General features: G+C 70.9%; 13 protein-coding genes. 4 read left to right on the top strand and 9 right to left on the bottom strand.

From position 1 onward, the window contains the following. Positions 1 to 481: 481 nt before the first annotated feature. Complete coding sequence (locus tag BKI49_RS26450; protein ID WP_095936784.1) at positions 482 to 694, bottom strand: EF-hand domain-containing protein; 213 nt, start codon at positions 692 to 694, stop codon at positions 482 to 484. Positions 695 to 754: 60 nt separating this feature from the next. Beyond that, positions 755 to 1702 (bottom strand): MerR family transcriptional regulator, encoded by a 948-nt coding sequence (locus BKI49_RS26445; protein ID WP_095936783.1) that lies wholly within the window; start codon positions 1700 to 1702, stop codon positions 755 to 757. A gap of 47 nt (positions 1703 to 1749) precedes the next feature. Between BKI49_RS26445 and BKI49_RS26440 the strand changes: the two genes are divergently transcribed. After that, positions 1750 to 2391 carry a GNAT family N-acetyltransferase gene (locus BKI49_RS26440; RefSeq protein ID WP_095936782.1) on the top strand — a complete coding sequence of 214 codons (642 nt, stop codon included), beginning with the start codon at positions 1750 to 1752 and terminating at the stop codon, positions 2389 to 2391. 62 nt (positions 2392 to 2453) lie between these two features. Here BKI49_RS26440 and BKI49_RS26435 read toward each other — a convergent pair whose 3' ends face one another. From BKI49_RS26435 to BKI49_RS26405, 7 genes are all read right to left on the bottom strand, one after another. Next, the gene (locus tag BKI49_RS26435; RefSeq protein ID WP_095936781.1) at positions 2454 to 3086 is read right to left on the bottom strand and encodes an ADP-ribosyltransferase; all 633 of its coding nucleotides are present in this window, start codon (positions 3084 to 3086) and stop codon (positions 2454 to 2456) included. A gap of 67 nt (positions 3087 to 3153) precedes the next feature. Further along, positions 3154 to 4365, bottom strand: coding sequence for a YncE family protein (locus BKI49_RS26430; RefSeq protein ID WP_095936879.1), 1212 nt, complete (start codon positions 4363 to 4365; stop codon positions 3154 to 3156). Between the two features lie 11 nt (positions 4366 to 4376). Next, a complete protein-coding gene (locus tag BKI49_RS26425; RefSeq protein ID WP_257004964.1) occupies positions 4377 to 5141 on the bottom strand; it encodes a polysaccharide deacetylase family protein in 765 nt (254 codons plus the stop codon). A gap of 1290 nt (positions 5142 to 6431) precedes the next feature. Then, on the bottom strand, positions 6432 to 7040 hold the full coding sequence (locus tag BKI49_RS26420) for an ATP-binding protein (protein ID WP_179332592.1): 609 nt from the start codon (positions 7038 to 7040) through the stop codon (positions 6432 to 6434). Between the two features lie 205 nt (positions 7041 to 7245). Beyond that, positions 7246 to 8013: an enoyl-CoA hydratase/isomerase family protein gene (locus BKI49_RS26415; RefSeq protein ID WP_028805797.1), complete on the bottom strand. Its 768-nt coding sequence runs from the start codon at positions 8011 to 8013 to the stop codon at positions 7246 to 7248. An 80-nt stretch (positions 8014 to 8093) separates the two neighbouring features. Further along, complete coding sequence (locus BKI49_RS26410; RefSeq protein WP_095936778.1) at positions 8094 to 9341, bottom strand: L,D-transpeptidase; 1248 nt, start codon at positions 9339 to 9341, stop codon at positions 8094 to 8096. A 179-nt stretch (positions 9342 to 9520) separates the two neighbouring features. Continuing rightward, a complete protein-coding gene (locus BKI49_RS26405; protein ID WP_095936777.1) occupies positions 9521 to 10729 on the bottom strand; it encodes a L,D-transpeptidase in 1209 nt (402 codons plus the stop codon). A 216-nt stretch (positions 10730 to 10945) separates the two neighbouring features. Here BKI49_RS26405 and glgX point away from each other — a divergent pair, with 216 nt between their 5' ends. The 3 genes from glgX to BKI49_RS26395 all read left to right on the top strand — a co-directional run bounded on the left by glgX (position 10946) and on the right by BKI49_RS26395 (position 15077). Continuing rightward, entirely contained in the window at positions 10946 to 13246 is a 2301-nt protein-coding gene (glgX, locus tag BKI49_RS26400; protein WP_095936776.1) for a glycogen debranching protein GlgX, read from the top strand. A 73-nt stretch (positions 13247 to 13319) separates the two neighbouring features. Then, on the top strand, positions 13320 to 13421 hold the full coding sequence (locus tag BKI49_RS36360) for a putative leader peptide (RefSeq protein ID WP_373557593.1): 102 nt from the start codon (positions 13320 to 13322) through the stop codon (positions 13419 to 13421). Between the two features lie 249 nt (positions 13422 to 13670). Then, positions 13671 to 15077 (top strand): sulfatase family protein, encoded by a 1407-nt coding sequence (locus BKI49_RS26395; RefSeq protein WP_095936775.1) that lies wholly within the window; start codon positions 13671 to 13673, stop codon positions 15075 to 15077. Positions 15078 to 15131 lie beyond the last annotated feature (54 nt).

Genomic DNA, 15131 nt, shown 5'->3' with positions numbered 1-15131 from the left:
GGCACTGTCCGGGATCGGCCTGGACGGCCTCGTCCTCAATCGCCGGACGGGCTGAAAGGTGCCCCCGACTCTCAAGTGGACGGGCTGAGGGGAGCCTCTGACTCTCAAGTGGACGGGCCCATGGCACACTCCGCTCTCACGTGGACGGGCCCATGGCACACTCCGCTCTCACGTGGACGGGCCGGTGGCGGCCTTTGCTCTCACGTGGGACCGGGGCCGGTCTTCTTGGGGGACGCACGCCCCACCCACACGTGCACCCGGCCACCGGCCGGAGGGGCCGTGCCGGTGAATCAAATGCCCGTCGCGGACGGCAACACGAACACGCCGAGGATCCACCAGCTCCCTCCGCACGACGGCTGCGACGGGCGGATCACCGGCACGGACCCGCCCCACCCACCGGACCGGACCCGGGGCGACACAGCAGAGGGCGCCCACCGGAGATCCGATGGGCGCCCTCTGCGCGCGTCGCACGGGGCGGGCGTCACTTGTTCAGGTGGGCCCAGAACTCGTCGAACGAGAGGACCTTGTCCCCGTTGAGGTCCCGGGTCTTGATGATCACCTCGGCGACCGACTCGGTGACGTTCCAGTCACCCTCCTGGGCCAGGGCGGTCTTGAACTCGGCTGCGGTGATGAAACCGTCACCATCCGTATCGATCCGCTGGAACTGCTTGCGTGCTTCCTCGATGTCCGCCACCGATCCGCCCCTTCGTCGTGCATGACTGCATGTAGTACTGCCGTGTTTACGGACGTCAGATTAACGGGCCGCCCCGGCACGGAGTGCGGCGAGTACCCAGGCGAACTCCTCCCGGTGGGCGGACAGCGGCTCCGTCCCCCGCACCAGCGCGTTCAGCTCCCGGAAACGGGCCATCTCGACATGCGCGGCGGACTCCATGCGTTCCAGGACGGCAGCCCGGTCGGCGTCGCCGAGCAGCCCGCGCAGCACCTCCTCGGCCTCCGGCGACCCTGGCTCGACGCCCCGCTCCAGCGCCTCACCGGCGAGCTGCACCAGCCGGCTCATGAACCACACGGAGGTGCCGGCCGGCACATCGGGCCCCCGGTCCGCCGCGTTGAACTCGATCATCTTCCGCATCCTCGCCCGGAAGCCCCGGTCCTGGATCATCTCGGCCAGCTCCACCCAGGCGTCCACCTGCTCGGGCGTCGGCTCCTCCGGCAGGTCCGCCAGGGTGAACCGCATCCGGGTGCGGATGTCCGGGTCCGCCGTGTCCAGGCCCCCGAACGTCTCCTCCATGAAGTCGTCGACGATGCGCTTGCGTTCCGCGGCCGAGAGCCGCGCCAGCTTGTTCATCAGTGTCATCTCCTCAGCGGTCGAGCCGCGTCGCGCCACGGTCGACAGCACCGCCCGGGTCACCTGCAGCGAGCGGATCTGCGCGTCCAGCGCCGCCACGTGCGCGGCGGCCACCTCCGCGACCGTCGTCTCGCCGGCGAGCACCTTGCGAACGTCGTCCAGCCCCAGACCGAGCTCGCGCAGCGTGCGGATCAGCTCCAGCCGTGCCACGGACGCGGCGTCGAACAGCCGGTAGCCGCCCGGGGAACGGGTCACCGGGGGCAGCGCCCCCTCGTCCGACCAGTACCGGATCGTACGGACGGACAGGCCGGTGCTCCGGGACAGCGCTCCGATGGTGAAGAGGCCGGTGCCGTCGTGCGGGGGGTCATGGGGGTGGCCCCCCGGGGAAGACTGCATGTCTGCGAGTCTGGGCCTTCCAGTGGGTGGAGACTCAAGGGAGCGCGATGGCGACGGAGAATCTGCGGGACATTCTGGACGCGGTCGCGCGGGGTGACTTCCCGCCCGCGGACGGCGGTACGACCGTCGTGCCCCAGCCGAGCCACCGGGACGCCGGGGTCCTCGCCCTCACCGCGCACTCCGTCGTCTTCACCGACGAGGACCCCGAGTGGGTGCGCGAGGCGATGCGCGCCGCGCGCTGCGACGCGCTCGCGGCCAGCATGAACGCACGGTTCCTGACGGCGTTCCTGGACCGCACGGGCCGTACGACCGACACGATCGACCTGCTCGCCGTCGGCTCCCCGCTGCCGGGCGCGCCACCGCTGCGGCTCACGGAGATCGAGGACCCCGGCCATCCGCGCGTGGCCGGCTCCCGGAAACGGCGCGACGCCGTACGGGTGTGGGCGGCGGACGGCGGCGTCCTGGTCCTCGGGCGCGGGGTCGCGGGACGCCTGGAGGTCGCGGTCGAGGTGGACGAGCACGCCCGGCAACGCGGTCTGGGGCGGCAGTTGGTGACGGCGGCTCGGCAGCTGAGCGGAGGTGAGCCGGTGTGGGCCCAGATCTCGCCGGGGAACGCCCGCAGTCTGCGGGCGTTCCAGGCGGGCGGGTACCTGCCGGTGGGGTCCGAGGCGTTGCTCGTCGCTCGGTGAACCGTGGCTCTCGGCCGGGGTCCGGCTCCGCCCGACCCGCCCGGGCGGCAGCCGAGTTCAGGTCAGTGCCAGGGCTCGTAGTACGGGTTGCTCTCGCAGTCGCTCATGATCTCCGTCCTGGTCTTCTTGTCGACCGGACAGACACCGATGATGTACTGGCGCGCGATGCCGCCGGGGAAGGCGACCTCGACCTGGTCGGCCCACTTGTGCGTGTCACCGATCGTCTTGTTGACGTCCACGCCGCCGGGCGCGTCGATGTAGTAGTTGAAGCCGGACTTGTACCAGGTCTTGTACAGGTCGTGGTCGTACGTCGTCGACACGTACGGCGAGGGCTGGTTGACCAGGACGTACTGCTCGACGTCGTACTGCCCGCCGACGGTGTCCTTCGGGTAGAAGCCCTGCTCGAAGACGGTCGCCGGGCCGCGGCTGTCACTGCGGTACAGCGTGCCGCAGGTCTTGCGCCAGACCGGGGCGGGGGTGATCCGGTCGACGTCCACACGGCGGTCGGCGGCGGCCTTCACCGGATCCGCGAACTGGGGGCACGCGGGGGCCGCGGCCCCGGCAGCCGGGGCGCCGGAGATCCCGGCGGAGGTCCCGGCGGGGGTCGCGGCAGACGTCGCGGCGGACGTCGCGAAGACGGCCGCGAAGGAGAGGACGACGGCAGCGGCCCTGCGCCGCAGGCGAGTTGTGATCATGGCAGCACGATCTCGGGTCCGCGGTGGCGGGCCGGGGACCGTCACCCGTACGGCGGCGTGTCAGGTCCTAGCGGAAGATGCCCGTGTGGCCCAGTGAGTAGCGGCCCGGCTGCGGATACACCGCGAGGCCGTGCGGACCGCTCCCGACCGGGATGCGGGCGAGCTGCGTGCCCGTGCGGGTGTCGATGGCGTACACCTCGGAGTCGTAACGGCCAGACAGCCACAGGACCTTGCCGTCGGCCGAGACCCCGCCCATGTCCGGGCTGCCGCCGCCCGGCAGCGGCCACTTCTCCGTGAGCCGGTTCTTCGTGAAGTCGAAGATGGAGATGGTGCCTTCGCCGCGGTTGGAGATGTACATCCGGCGCGAGTCGCGGCTGACGTACAGGCCGTGCGTGCCCTTGCCGGTGCGCAGCAGGGTCGGCTTGGAGAACTTGTCGCCGTCCAGGACCCACACGCCGCCCGCCATCATGTCGGCGATGTAGAACCGCTTGCCGTCGGGCGAGATCTTCACGTCCTGAGGCATCGAGCCCGCGAACGGGATCTTCTCCTGCGCGACCACCTTCATCTTCTGGGTGTCGACCTTCAGCACCTCGCCGCTGAACTCGCAGGAGGCGATGAAGTAGCGGCCGTCCAAGGAGAAGTCCGCGTGGTTCACGCCGTAGCAGCTCACCGGCTCCGTCTTCACCCGCTTCATGGTGTGCGCGTCACGGAAGACGAGCTCGCGGTCGAGCGAGGCCATGACGATCGCGTACTTGCCGTTCGGGGTGAAGTAGAGGTTGTACGGGTCGTGCACCGGGACCGCCTTGCCCGCCTTGCCGGTCTTCGGGTCGATGGGAGTGAGGGAATTGCCCTTGTCGTTGTTGACCCACAGCGTCTTCATGTCCCACGACGGGACGACGTGCTGGGGCTGTGTGCCCACCGGGATCGTCTTGACGACCCGGTACGTCTTCGGGTCGATGACCGAGACGGTGTTGGAGTTGGTGTTGGGCACGTAGACGCGGGACGGGAAGTCCTTGACCACCGGGGAGAGCTTGTTCGGGCGGTCCGCGGCGTAGACGTCCTTGGGGTTCAGCACCGGGGGCATACCGGGCAGGACCCGCACCTGCGGCTTCTTCGGCGGGGGCGGCGACTGGACGGCCGGCTTGCTGCCCAGCGCCTCGGTCGCGTGGTCCGTCGAGTCGCTGCCGCAGCCCGTGAGTCCGGTGAGCGCGGCGAGGGCGGCGAGCGCGGTGACGGCGACGCCGGTGGTCCGTGCGCGCCCGGCGGCGGTGGGGTGCATCAGCATCTGCATCAGCTCAGCAGCTCCGTGGTGGTGACCGCGCGCAGGCCGCGGCGGTCGAGTTCGTGCAGGAGGGAGGGGAGGGCCGTCACCGTGTCCGCGTAGCCGAAGTGCAGGCTCACCACGGAACCGTTGCGGACCTCGCCGATGACCTTGCGGGTGACGGCGGGGGCGCCCGGCGAGGTGTAGTCGAGCGAGTCGACGTCGTAGGAGAGGACGTGGGGGTAGCCCGCGCGGCGGGCCAGCCGGGCGACTTCCGGGGAGGCGCGGGCGGTGCGGGAGGGTCTGAACCAGGTGCCGATCGAGCCGGTGAGCCGTCTCAGGCGGTCCGCGCAGCCGCGGATCTCCGCGTCGGCGTCCGCCTCCGGCATGGAGTTGATGTCCAGGTGGTGGAGGGTGTGGTTGCCGAGATCGTGGCCGCCGTCGAGGATGCGGCGGGCGACGTCGGGGTGCTCGTCGAGCCAGGTGCCGACGGCGAGCACCGTGACGCGGGCGCCGGCCTTCTCCGCCTCGCCGAGCACCGAGGCGGCGATGGCCGGGTCGCCCTGGCCGTGGAAGGTGAGGGCGACCAGGGGGCGGGTGCGGGGGCCGTGGGTGATCTCGGCGGGCTGGGACGGGAAGGTGCGGGGGGTGGGGGCGGTGGGGGTTGTGGTGCCGTTGCCGGGGGTGGCGGTGGCCGGGGGGCTGTCGGCGGGCCGGGTCTGGGGCCGGGGGTGCGTGGGTGTGAGCGTTGGCGGGGGTGAGGCGGCTCCGGCGGTCGAGCAGCCTGCGGTCATCGTTCCGGCGGCCAGCGCGGCCCCGGATCGCAGCGCCGTCCGCCGGTCCGGGGCGGGGGGTGCGGTCGGTGACTGCGGGGGGTGTGCGGGCGGCGTGGTCACCCGCACCATTTAAGGGCGAAACGCCCTTGAAACTGCTGATTGGCCCTAGTGAGGGATGTACGGGTCGCGTGTGCGGTCCCGGGGGCTGGGCCGGTGGGCGCCCTCTGCGGTACCGCCGCGGTGCCGGTCCGGTGATTCGCCCGCCGTGGCCGTGGCCGTGGTGCGGGTCCGTGGTCGGCGGGTCCGGTTCGGTGGGTGGGGCGGGTTCGGTTCGGTGATTCGCCCGCCGTGGCCGTGGTGCGGGTCCGTGGTCGGCGGGTCCGGTCCGGTGGGTGGGGCGGGTCCGTGCCGGTGATCCGCCCGTCGCAGCCGTCGTGCGGAGGGAGCTGGTGGATCCTCGGCGTGTTCGTGTCGCCGTCCGCGACGGGCATTTGATTCACCGGCACGGCCCCTCCGGCCGGTGGCCGGGTGCACGTGTGGGTGGGGCGTGCGTCCCCCAAGAAGACCGGCCCCGGTCCCACGTGAGAGCAAAGGCCGCCACCGGCCCGTCCACGTGAGAGCAAAGGCCGGCACCGGCCCATCCACGTGAGAGCGGAGTGTGCCATGGGCCCGTCCACTTGAGAGCGGAGTGTGCCATGGGCCCGTCCACTTGAGAGTCAGAGGCTCCCCTCAGCCCGTCCACTTGAGAGCCCGTCCACTTGAGAGTCGGGGGCACCTTTCAGCCCGTCCGGCGATTGAGGACGAGGCCGTCCAGGCCGATCCCGGACAGTGCAGGGGAGCCCGGGAGCGGGGGCGCACCCCCATGCGCCCGTTCAGGCCGATCTCGGGGAGCGCCGGGGGCCCGAGGAGAGGGGTCGCGCGCCAGTGCGCCCGCTTGAGGGCTGGGCGGGGGCAGCCCTGGCCCCGCCCACTTGAGAGCCGAGGGCCACACCTCTCAGCCCGTCCGGCGATTGAGGACGAGGCCGTCCAGGCCGATCCCGGACAGTGCCGGGGACCCGGGGAGAGGGCGGGTCCGGGGTCATTGGGGGGCGGCGGAGCGGGAGTTGGGTGGGAGGTGAACGTGGGGTGCACAGCGGGCGTACAGGTTCGGCGGTGCTTTTGGATCAGTCGGGCCCGTCTGCGATAGTCAGCGGTGCGACCTCCACCCATTGACCCGGGCCATGGTTGTCGCCGGCGCCGCGGATCACACCCCAATTCGTTCCGCGGCGCCCTCGGACCCCGGCCGCACGGCGGCCGGGGTCCCGCATGTCAGCGGTCGGCCACGCGCATCTCGAACCAGGTGGTCTTGCCGCGGGGCAGGAGATCGACGCCCCAGCGGTCGGAGAGCTTGTCGACGAGGAAGAGGCCACGGCCGCTGAGGTCGAGTTCCTGAACGGGCATCAGACAGGGCAGCCCGCGCGAGGGATCACGGACCTCGATGCGGATCCAGCCACGGCGGCGGCGCATCCGGAGCCCGAAGACGCGGGCACCCGTGTGCCGCACGGCGTTTCCGACGAGTTCCGAGACGAGCAGGACGGTGTCCTCGGTCATCTTGGGCGACAGCCCCCAGTGACGCAGGACCACGACCTGGGTGAGCCGACGCGCGGTGGCCGCGGACTCGGGGCGGGACGGCAGCGGCACCTCCGCCTCGGTCGGATTGCCGAACAGTTCCAGGGCCTTGAGCGCCCGTTCGTCCTCGACCGCAGGCGTCCAGCGCGCCGCGGTCGCACTCCCGTGCCGCCGCGGCTGTTCGATACCCTCCAGCCCCGCCATGCCCCCATCATGGCCGCCCAGAGCATCCTTCGGAGGCGTTCCGGAGGAATACGCCCCCCGGAACACTTCATTCCGCAACATTCGATCGGCATATGACAGAGGCAGTTCAGGGCTTTCGAGAGCCCGGCTGACCTGGGCGGACACACCTCGCCGGGGCAATCGCCGACGACCCCCGACAAGGTCGGCTTAAGGCTGCGTTAAGGCTCCCATAAACCGTCCCTTCGGGCGACGCCGGATAAGACACCGCGTCAACTGCAAGTGGATCAGCGGAATTTGTCAAGTGACTTTCGCTGCATTGCGCGGCGGGCGTTCAGAGGAACTTGGCCTTCCCGGGGCCCTCCTCGACGAAGCTGCGCATGCCCCGCTCCCGGTCCTCCGTGGCGAACAGGCCCGCGAACCAGTTCCGCTCGATGGCGAGCCCGGTCTCGAGGTCCGTCTCCAGACCCGCGTCGATCGACTCCTTGGCCGCGCGCAGCGCGATCGCGGGGCCCTGCGCGAGCTTCGACGCCCAGGCGTGCGCGGCGGTGTACACCTCGTCGGCGGGGACGACCCGGTCCACCAGGCCGAGGGAGAGCGCCTCGTCGGCCTTGACCATACGGCCGGTGAAGATGAGGTCCTTGGCCTTGGACGGGCCGATCAGACGGGACAGCCGCTGGGTGCCGCCGGCGCCGGGGATCAGGCCGAGCAGGATCTCGGGCTGGCCCAGCTTGGCGTTGTCCGCGGCGATGCGGTAGTCGGCGCAGAGGGCCAGTTCGCAGCCGCCACCGAGCGCGTATCCGGTGACGGCGGCGACGACCGGCTTGGGGATGCGGGTGACGGCGGTGAAGGAGTCCTGCAGGGCCCGGGACCGCACGACCATCGCCGCGTGGTCCATGGCCTGCATCTCCTTGATGTCCGCGCCCGCCGCGAACACCTTCTCCCCGCCGTACAGGACGACCGCGCGGACGTCCGCCCGGCGCGTGGCCTCCTCGGCGAGCTCCTTGAGCCGGTCCTGCGTGGCGACGTCCAGCGCGTTCATCGGCGGGCGGTCCAGGCGGATGGTGCCCACGCCTTCGGCTACTTCGAGATGCACAGTCATGGGAGCAGGTTAGTGGGCGTTAACGGCGACGGGCCGGGTGTGCTGAGTCACAGCACACCCGGCCCGTACCGGTGGAGCTTCTACTTGGTCCAGTCGGACCAGGACATGTTCCAGCCGTTGAGGCCGTTGTCCGGGGCGACCGTCTTGTCCTTGGAGTTCTTCACGATCACCACGTCGCCGATGATCGAGTTGTCGTAGAACCAGGCCGCCGGCACCTTGCTGTCGTAGCCTCCGCGCACGTCGCGTACGCCGATGCAGCCGTGGCTGGCGTTGTAGTTGCCGAAGGCGCCGCCGCCCCAGTAGTTGCCGTGGATGAACGTGCCGGAGTTGGTCAGGCGCTGGGCGTGCGGCACGTCCTTGATGTCGTACTCGCCGCCGTAGCCGACCGTCTCGCCGTTCATGCGGGTCACCTTGAGGCGCTCGCTGATGACCATCTGGCCGTTCCAGGTGTCGTAGCCCGGCTTGCCCGTGGTGATGGGGATGGTCTTGAGGACCTTGCCGTCGCGCTTGACGACCATCTTGTGGGTCTTGGCGTCGACCGTGGTCACCTGGCTGCGGCCGATCGTGAACTTCACGGTCTTGGTCTGCTTGCCGTAGACGCCCGGACGGCCTTCGACGCCGTCGAGATCGAGGCTCACGGTGACCTCGGTGCCGGCCTTCCAGTACTCCTCGGGACGGAAGTCGAGGCGGTCGTTGCCGAACCAGTGGCCCTCGACGTCGACCGCGGGCTCGGTCTTGATCCGGATGGCCTTCTCGACGGCGTCCGGATGCGTGATGCCCCGCGTGAAGTGGACGGAGAACGGCATCCCGACGCCGACCTTCGAGCCGTCCTCGGGCGTGTAGATGCCGACGAAGGTGTTCTTCGGGGTGAGGGTGGTGAAGGCCGACTCCTCGGCCGCCTCACGGCCGTCCGAGTCCTTGGCCACCGCGTGGACCTTGTACTTGGTGGCGGAGGCGAGGTGGGTGGAGGGCGTCCAGCTGGCGCCCCCGTCCGTGATGGTCCCCTCGACCGCCTTGCCCTTGGTGTCCTCGACCTTGACCTCGGTCAGCTTGCCCTTGGCCGCGGTCACCTTGAGGGCGCCGCTGGTCTTCACGTCGTCGGCGCCGTCCTTGGGGGCGATGGTCACGACGGCCTGCGAGGCCTTGGTGTCCGCCGAACTGGAGGCCTTGCCCTTGCCGTCACTCTTCTCGGACCCGGAGTCCGAGTCCCCTCCGCCGCCGCAGGCGCTCACCGCGAGCAGGAGGGAGGCGAGCAGCAACGCCGACACCCCCCGCTTCCGGTGTGTCCGCGCGCCAACCGACGCCCCCGATATCGGTCGCCCGTTCAAAGTTGTTCTCCCCTCGCACGGCCTGATCAGGCCCGCACTCCAGCGCGTCCCACGCGCGTATCGCGCTAATTAATCACACGGCCAGGAGGGATGGCTCCCCGGGAATGTCACTGTTCAGTCCCAACTTCGGCCGTACGGGGCGCCGCTGGAGTGCGTCGTGCGCGTACCCCTTTGTCGGGCTACCTCACCGCCCCACCCGCTTTCCACTGCTTCCAGCCCATGTTCCAGCCGCTGAGCCCGTTGTCGGGAGCGACCGTTTTGTCTTCGCTGTTGACGACCTCGACGACGTCGCCGATGAGACTGCGGTCGAAGAACCAGCCGGCGGGGGTGTCCGAGCTGCCGCCCTTCACGTCCCGCAGGCCCACGCAGCCGTGACTGGCGTTGCTGTTGCCGAAGACGTCCGTGGCCCAGTAGTTGCCGTGCAGGAAGGTGCCGGAGTCGGTGAGCCGCATCGCGTGGGGGACGTCGGGGATGTTGTACTCGCCGCCGAATCCGACCGTCTGGCTGTTCATCCGTGTCACCTCCAGCATCTCGGTGACGACCATCTTCCCGTTGTAGGTGGGGTTCTTGGGGGCGCCGGCGCTGATCGGCACGGTGGCGAAGAGGTCGCCGTCGCGCCGTACTTCCATGGTGTGCGCGGCGGCGTCGACGAGCGAGACCTGGCTGCGCCCGACGGTGAACGAGAAGGTCTTGTACTGGAGTCCGTACACGCCGTGGGCGCCCTCGACGTCACGCAGCCGCAGGCCGACCGTGACCTTGGTGCCGGGCTTCCAGTACTCCCGCGGCCGGAAGTCGAGGCGCTCCTTGCCGAACCAGTGCGGGCGCACCTCGACGGCGGGCCGGGTGTCGATGTGGACGGCGCGTTCGACGGCGGCCCGGTCGGTGATCTCCCGGTTGAACTTGAGCGAGATGATCATCCCGGTGCCCACGGTGGACCGGTTCTCCGGGGTGACGTAGGCGATGAACCGTTCGTCGGGGACGGCGGTCGTGAACGTCGTGTGGCGCGCCGAGCGCCGGCCGTGCCCGTCCAGGGCCACCGCGTCGACCGTGTACTTGGCGGCCAGCGCGAGCCGTTCGTCGTCGGGCTTCCAGGTCAGGCCGTCGTTCGTCAGGTGCCCGGGCACCGTGGACTCCTGCGCGTCCTGGTACTTGACCACCCGAACGGACTCCAGGCGCCCGTCGGGCACCCCCACCTCCAGCGTCTTGTCCGGTCGTACGTCCTTGCTGTCGTCGGCCGGGGAGACGCGGATGACGTCCCCGGACGACGGTGCCTTGCCCAGCACCTCGTCGATTCCCCCCGAGGTGCAGCTGGCGGCTCCGGCCAGCAGGCCGGCCCAGGTCAGTACGGCGGCCAGCGCGGTGCCGGCGCGCCGCGGGCCCCATGTCATGTGTCCCACTCGAACCTCTGTCTTTCCGGCCGGGGGTCCGGGGTCGTCCCCGGGAACTGCGGTACACGGGTCCCAACGACCGTGCCCCTCCGGGGAAACGTGAGTGCGAGCCATGCTCTGGGCAGAACAGTGGGGAGGACGACGCGACGGGGAGCTGGGCCGGGACTCCGTACGCTCCTTTTCCCGTCGTTCCATCGAGCCGCGGGAGGCTGACCGGTGTCGAGCGCACCCGAGCAGGAGGCCGTCCAGGAGGGACGTGCCGCGGGCGGCGGACTGCCCATGCAGTCGGCCCCCGTGTCGAACGGCGCCCGGACGCGGCAGGTCGTGCCGCCTCCCGGGGACGCCGCCGAGGCCCCGTCCGCGGCGGCGCCCGCCGTGGCCGTGTGGCCGGGCGCCCCGACCCCGCTGGGCGCGCGCTTCCGCGTCGGGCCGGACGGCGTCGCCGGCACCAACTTCGCCCTGTGGGCGGGCGGTGCGGAGGCCGTGGAGCTGTGCCTCTTCGACGAGCGGGGCGCGGAGACCCGCGTCCCGCTGACCGAACTCACGCATGAGATCTGGCACGGTTTCGTGCCCGACGTGCTCCCCGGCCGCCGCTACGGCTACCGCGTGCACGGCCGCTGGGATCCGTGGACGGGCGCCCGCTGGAACCCGGCGAAGCTGCTCCTCGACCCGTACGCGCGTGCGGTGGACGGCGACTTCAGCCTCCCGCCCGAGGTGTACGGGCATGTGCGGGACTGGCCGCAGCAGCAGGTCGCCGACACCGTGCGCGACGACCGCGACTCGGCTCCGTACGTGCCCAAGGGCGTCGTGGTGCATGACGACGACGACTGGTCGGACGACCACCGTCCGAAGACCCCGTGGGCGGACTCGGTGATCTACGAGGTGCACGTGCGCGGATTCACCCGTCTGCACCCGGGGGTGCCGGAGGAACTGCGGGGCACCTACGCGGGTCTCGCGCACCCGGCCGCGGTCGAGCACCTGGTGCAGCTCGGGGTGACGGCGGTGGAGCTGCTGCCGGTGCACCAGTTCGCGCACGAGGACCATCTGCTGCGCAAGGGCCTGAAGAACTACTGGGGTTACAACTCGATCGGCTACTTCGCGCCGCACGCGGGGTACGCCGCCTCCGGGACGACCGGCCAGCAGGTCGGCGAGTTCAAGCGGATGGTGCGCGCGCTGCACGCGGCCGGCATCGAGGTCATCCTCGACGTGGTCTACAACCACACCGCGGAGGCGGGCGAGCTGGGCCCGATGCTGTCGCTGCGCGGCATCGACAACCGGGGGTACTACCGGCTCCAGTCGGACGCCCGCCGGTACGCCGACTACACGGGGTGCGGGAACACACTGCACGTGGTGCAGCCCCATGTGCTGCGGCTCATCACCGACTCCCTGCGCTATTGGGTGACGGAGATGGGTGTGGACGGCTTCCGGTTCGACCTGGCGGCGGCCCTGGCGCGCTCGATGCACGACGTCGACATGCTGTCGCCGTTCCTGGCCGTGATCGCCCAGGACCCGGTGCTCCGGCGCGTGAAGCTGATCGCGGAGCCCTGGGACGTGGGATCCGGGGGATATCAGGTGGGGGCCTTCCCGCCCCTGTGGACGGAGTGGAACGACCGGTACCGCAACGCCGTACGGGACTTCTGGCGGGGCGCGCTGCCCGATGTGCGCGACCTGGGCTACCGGCTCTCCGGGTCCAGCGACCTGTACGCGTGGGGCGGGCGGCGGCCGTACGCGTCGGTGAACTTCGTGACCGCGCACGACGGGTTCACGCTGCGGGACCTCGTCTCCTACGAGCGCAAGCACAACGAGGCGAACGGCGAGGCCAACCGCGACGGCTCCGACGACAACCGCGCCTGGAACTGCGGTGTCGAGGGCGAGACCGGCGACGATCGTGTCGGGGCGTTGCGGCGGCGGCAGCTGAGGAACCTGCTCACCACGCTGCTGCTGTCCACCGGGGTGCCGATGCTGGTCGCGGGCGACGAGTTCGGGCGGACCCAGCGCGGCAACAACAACGCGTACTGCCAGGACAACGAGATCAGCTGGGTCGACTGGTCACACCTGGACGACCCGGGTTGGCGGGCGCTGTTCGACCTCACGTCGCGGCTGATCGCCCTGCGGCACGAGCATCCGGTGCTGCGGCGGCGCGCGTTCTTCTCCGGCCGGGCGCACTCGGCGGACGGGCTGCGGGACCTGGCGTGGTTCACCGCCAGGGGCACGGAGATGACGGAGCGGGACTGGTACGCACCCGCCGCGACGCTGGGCATGTATCTGTCCGGGCGGGACATCCCGGGGCGGGACGCCCGGGGAGTGCCCGTCGTGGACGACAGCTTTCTCGCCGTGCTCCACGCCGGCGACCGGCCGGTGGGTTTCGTGCTGCCGGGGACGCCCTGGGCGGCGCGGTACGAGGTGGTCGTGGACACCTCTCGGGAGGAGCAGGGGGAGGCGCCCGGTGTCGAGCACCCGGCGGGGGCCTCGATCACGGTGCCGGCGCGGTCCGTCCTGCTGCTCAGGGTCGTCTGAGGGGCGCGGGGTGCGCCGGCTTCCGCAGTGTGGACGTGTCCTTGACGCCCCGGCAGCCCCACTGGCACCGTCCATGGTCATGAGGCCATCCGCTGACCACCGTCGGGCGCGCGTCGCGCTCGTGGAGCGGCGCCACGTCGATCTGTGCCGGCAGTCCAGCGCCATCTGTCGCTGACCCCGTGGTCCGGCGCCGTCTGCCGCTGACCCCGTAGTCCGGCGCCGTCTGTGCTGGGCCCGTGGTCCGCGCCGTCTGCCGCTGGTCCCGCAGCCCGGCGCCTCTGTCGCCGGCCCCGCGGTCGCCGTCTCCTCCCTTCTTCTCCTCTCCCTCCTTTCCCCTTTTTCCCCTTTCCTTTCGTGCCCCTCGTGGGTCCCGTCGCGTTCTGTCGGGTCCCGCGCCGGGCACTCCCTTGCCTCGAGGATTCTCATGTCCGAGTTGTCCCGCCGTGCTTTCGGCGGTCTCCTCGGCGGCGGTGCCGTGACCGCCGTCGCCGGCACCACCGCAGCGGCCGCTCCCGACGAACGCCCCTTCCGGGCCCGTGACGCCGCGTCCGCCTCCCGCGCACGCCCCAACCTCCTGGTGATCCTCGGCGACGACCTCGGCTGGGCCGACCTGTCGTCCTACGGCGCCCCGCACATCAGGACGCCGCACCTGGACCGGCTGGCCCGGCAGGGTGTGCGGTTCACCGACGCGTACTCGGGGTCGGCGACCTGCTCCCCCACCCGGTTCAGCCTGTACACCGGGCGCTATCCGGGCCGTACGAAGGGCGGGCTCGCCGAGCCGGTCGGCAACCGTACGCAGGGACTCGACCCGAGCCATCCGACGCTCGCGTCGCTGCTGCGGAAGGCGGGGTACGCCACCGCGCTCATCGGGAAGTGGCACTGCGGCTGGCTGCCCGACTACAGCCCCACCAAGTCGGGCTGGGACGAGTTCTTCGGCAATTTCGGCGGTGCGCTGGAGTACTTCTCGAAGCTCGGCCAGCTCGGCGAGTACGACCTGTACGAGGGCGACGCGACCTACCAGGACCTGCGGTACTACACGACCGTGCTCACGGAGCGGGCCGTGGAGTACGTGGGCCGCGAGCACGACAAGCCGTGGCTGCTCAACCTCAACTTCACCACGCCGCACTGGCCCTGGCTGGCGGAGGGCGACGAGGAGACGGGCGCCGCGATCGCCGCGAGCATCCGGTCCGCGAAGTCCCCGGGCGAGGTGGTCACCGCGCTCAACCACTACGACGGCGGCTCGGTCGAGAAGTACGCGCAGATGGTCGAGAGCCTGGACGCGGCCGTCGGCGAGGTGCTCGCGGCGGTGCGCCGGTCCGGGCAGGAGGAGAACACGCTGGTGGTGTTCGCCAGTGACAACGGCGGTGAACGGTACAGCTACAACTGGCCCCTCAGCGGGGAGAAGTTCGTGCTGCTGGAGGGCGGTATCCGGGTGCCGACGATCGTGCGCTGGCCGGCCCGCGTGGACGGGCACCAGGTCAGCCACGAGCCGGTCTTCTCGCCCGACTGGACCGCGACACTGCTGGAGCTGGGCGGTGCGCACCCCGACCCGGCCCATCCGCTGGACGGGACCAGCCTGGCGGGCTATCTGCTGCGCGGCGAGGAGCTGCCGGAGCGCGACCTGTTCTGGCGGGTCAGGGCCAACCGGGCGCTGCGGCGCGGGAAGTGGAAGTACTACCAGGACGACGCGGGCAAGGAGCATCTGTACGACCTCGCCGCCGACCGGCGCGAGCAGGCCGACCTCGCCGGCGACGAGCCGGAGCTGCTGGCCGACCTGAAGGCGTCCTGGGAGCGCATCGCGGGCGGGCTGCTGCCCTATCCGCAGGCGTAGTCGGACCGGGCCGCCCAGGTCGAGGGCGACCGCGGGGCCGTCGTCCTCGGCACC

The sequence above is a fragment of the Streptomyces sp. Tue6028 genome (genome assembly GCF_002300165.1).
Lineage (GTDB): Bacteria > Actinomycetota > Actinomycetes > Streptomycetales > Streptomycetaceae > Streptomyces > Streptomyces siamensis.
Note: the sequence above shows the minus strand (reverse complement) of the source record. Positions and strands in the feature narration are given on the sequence as shown.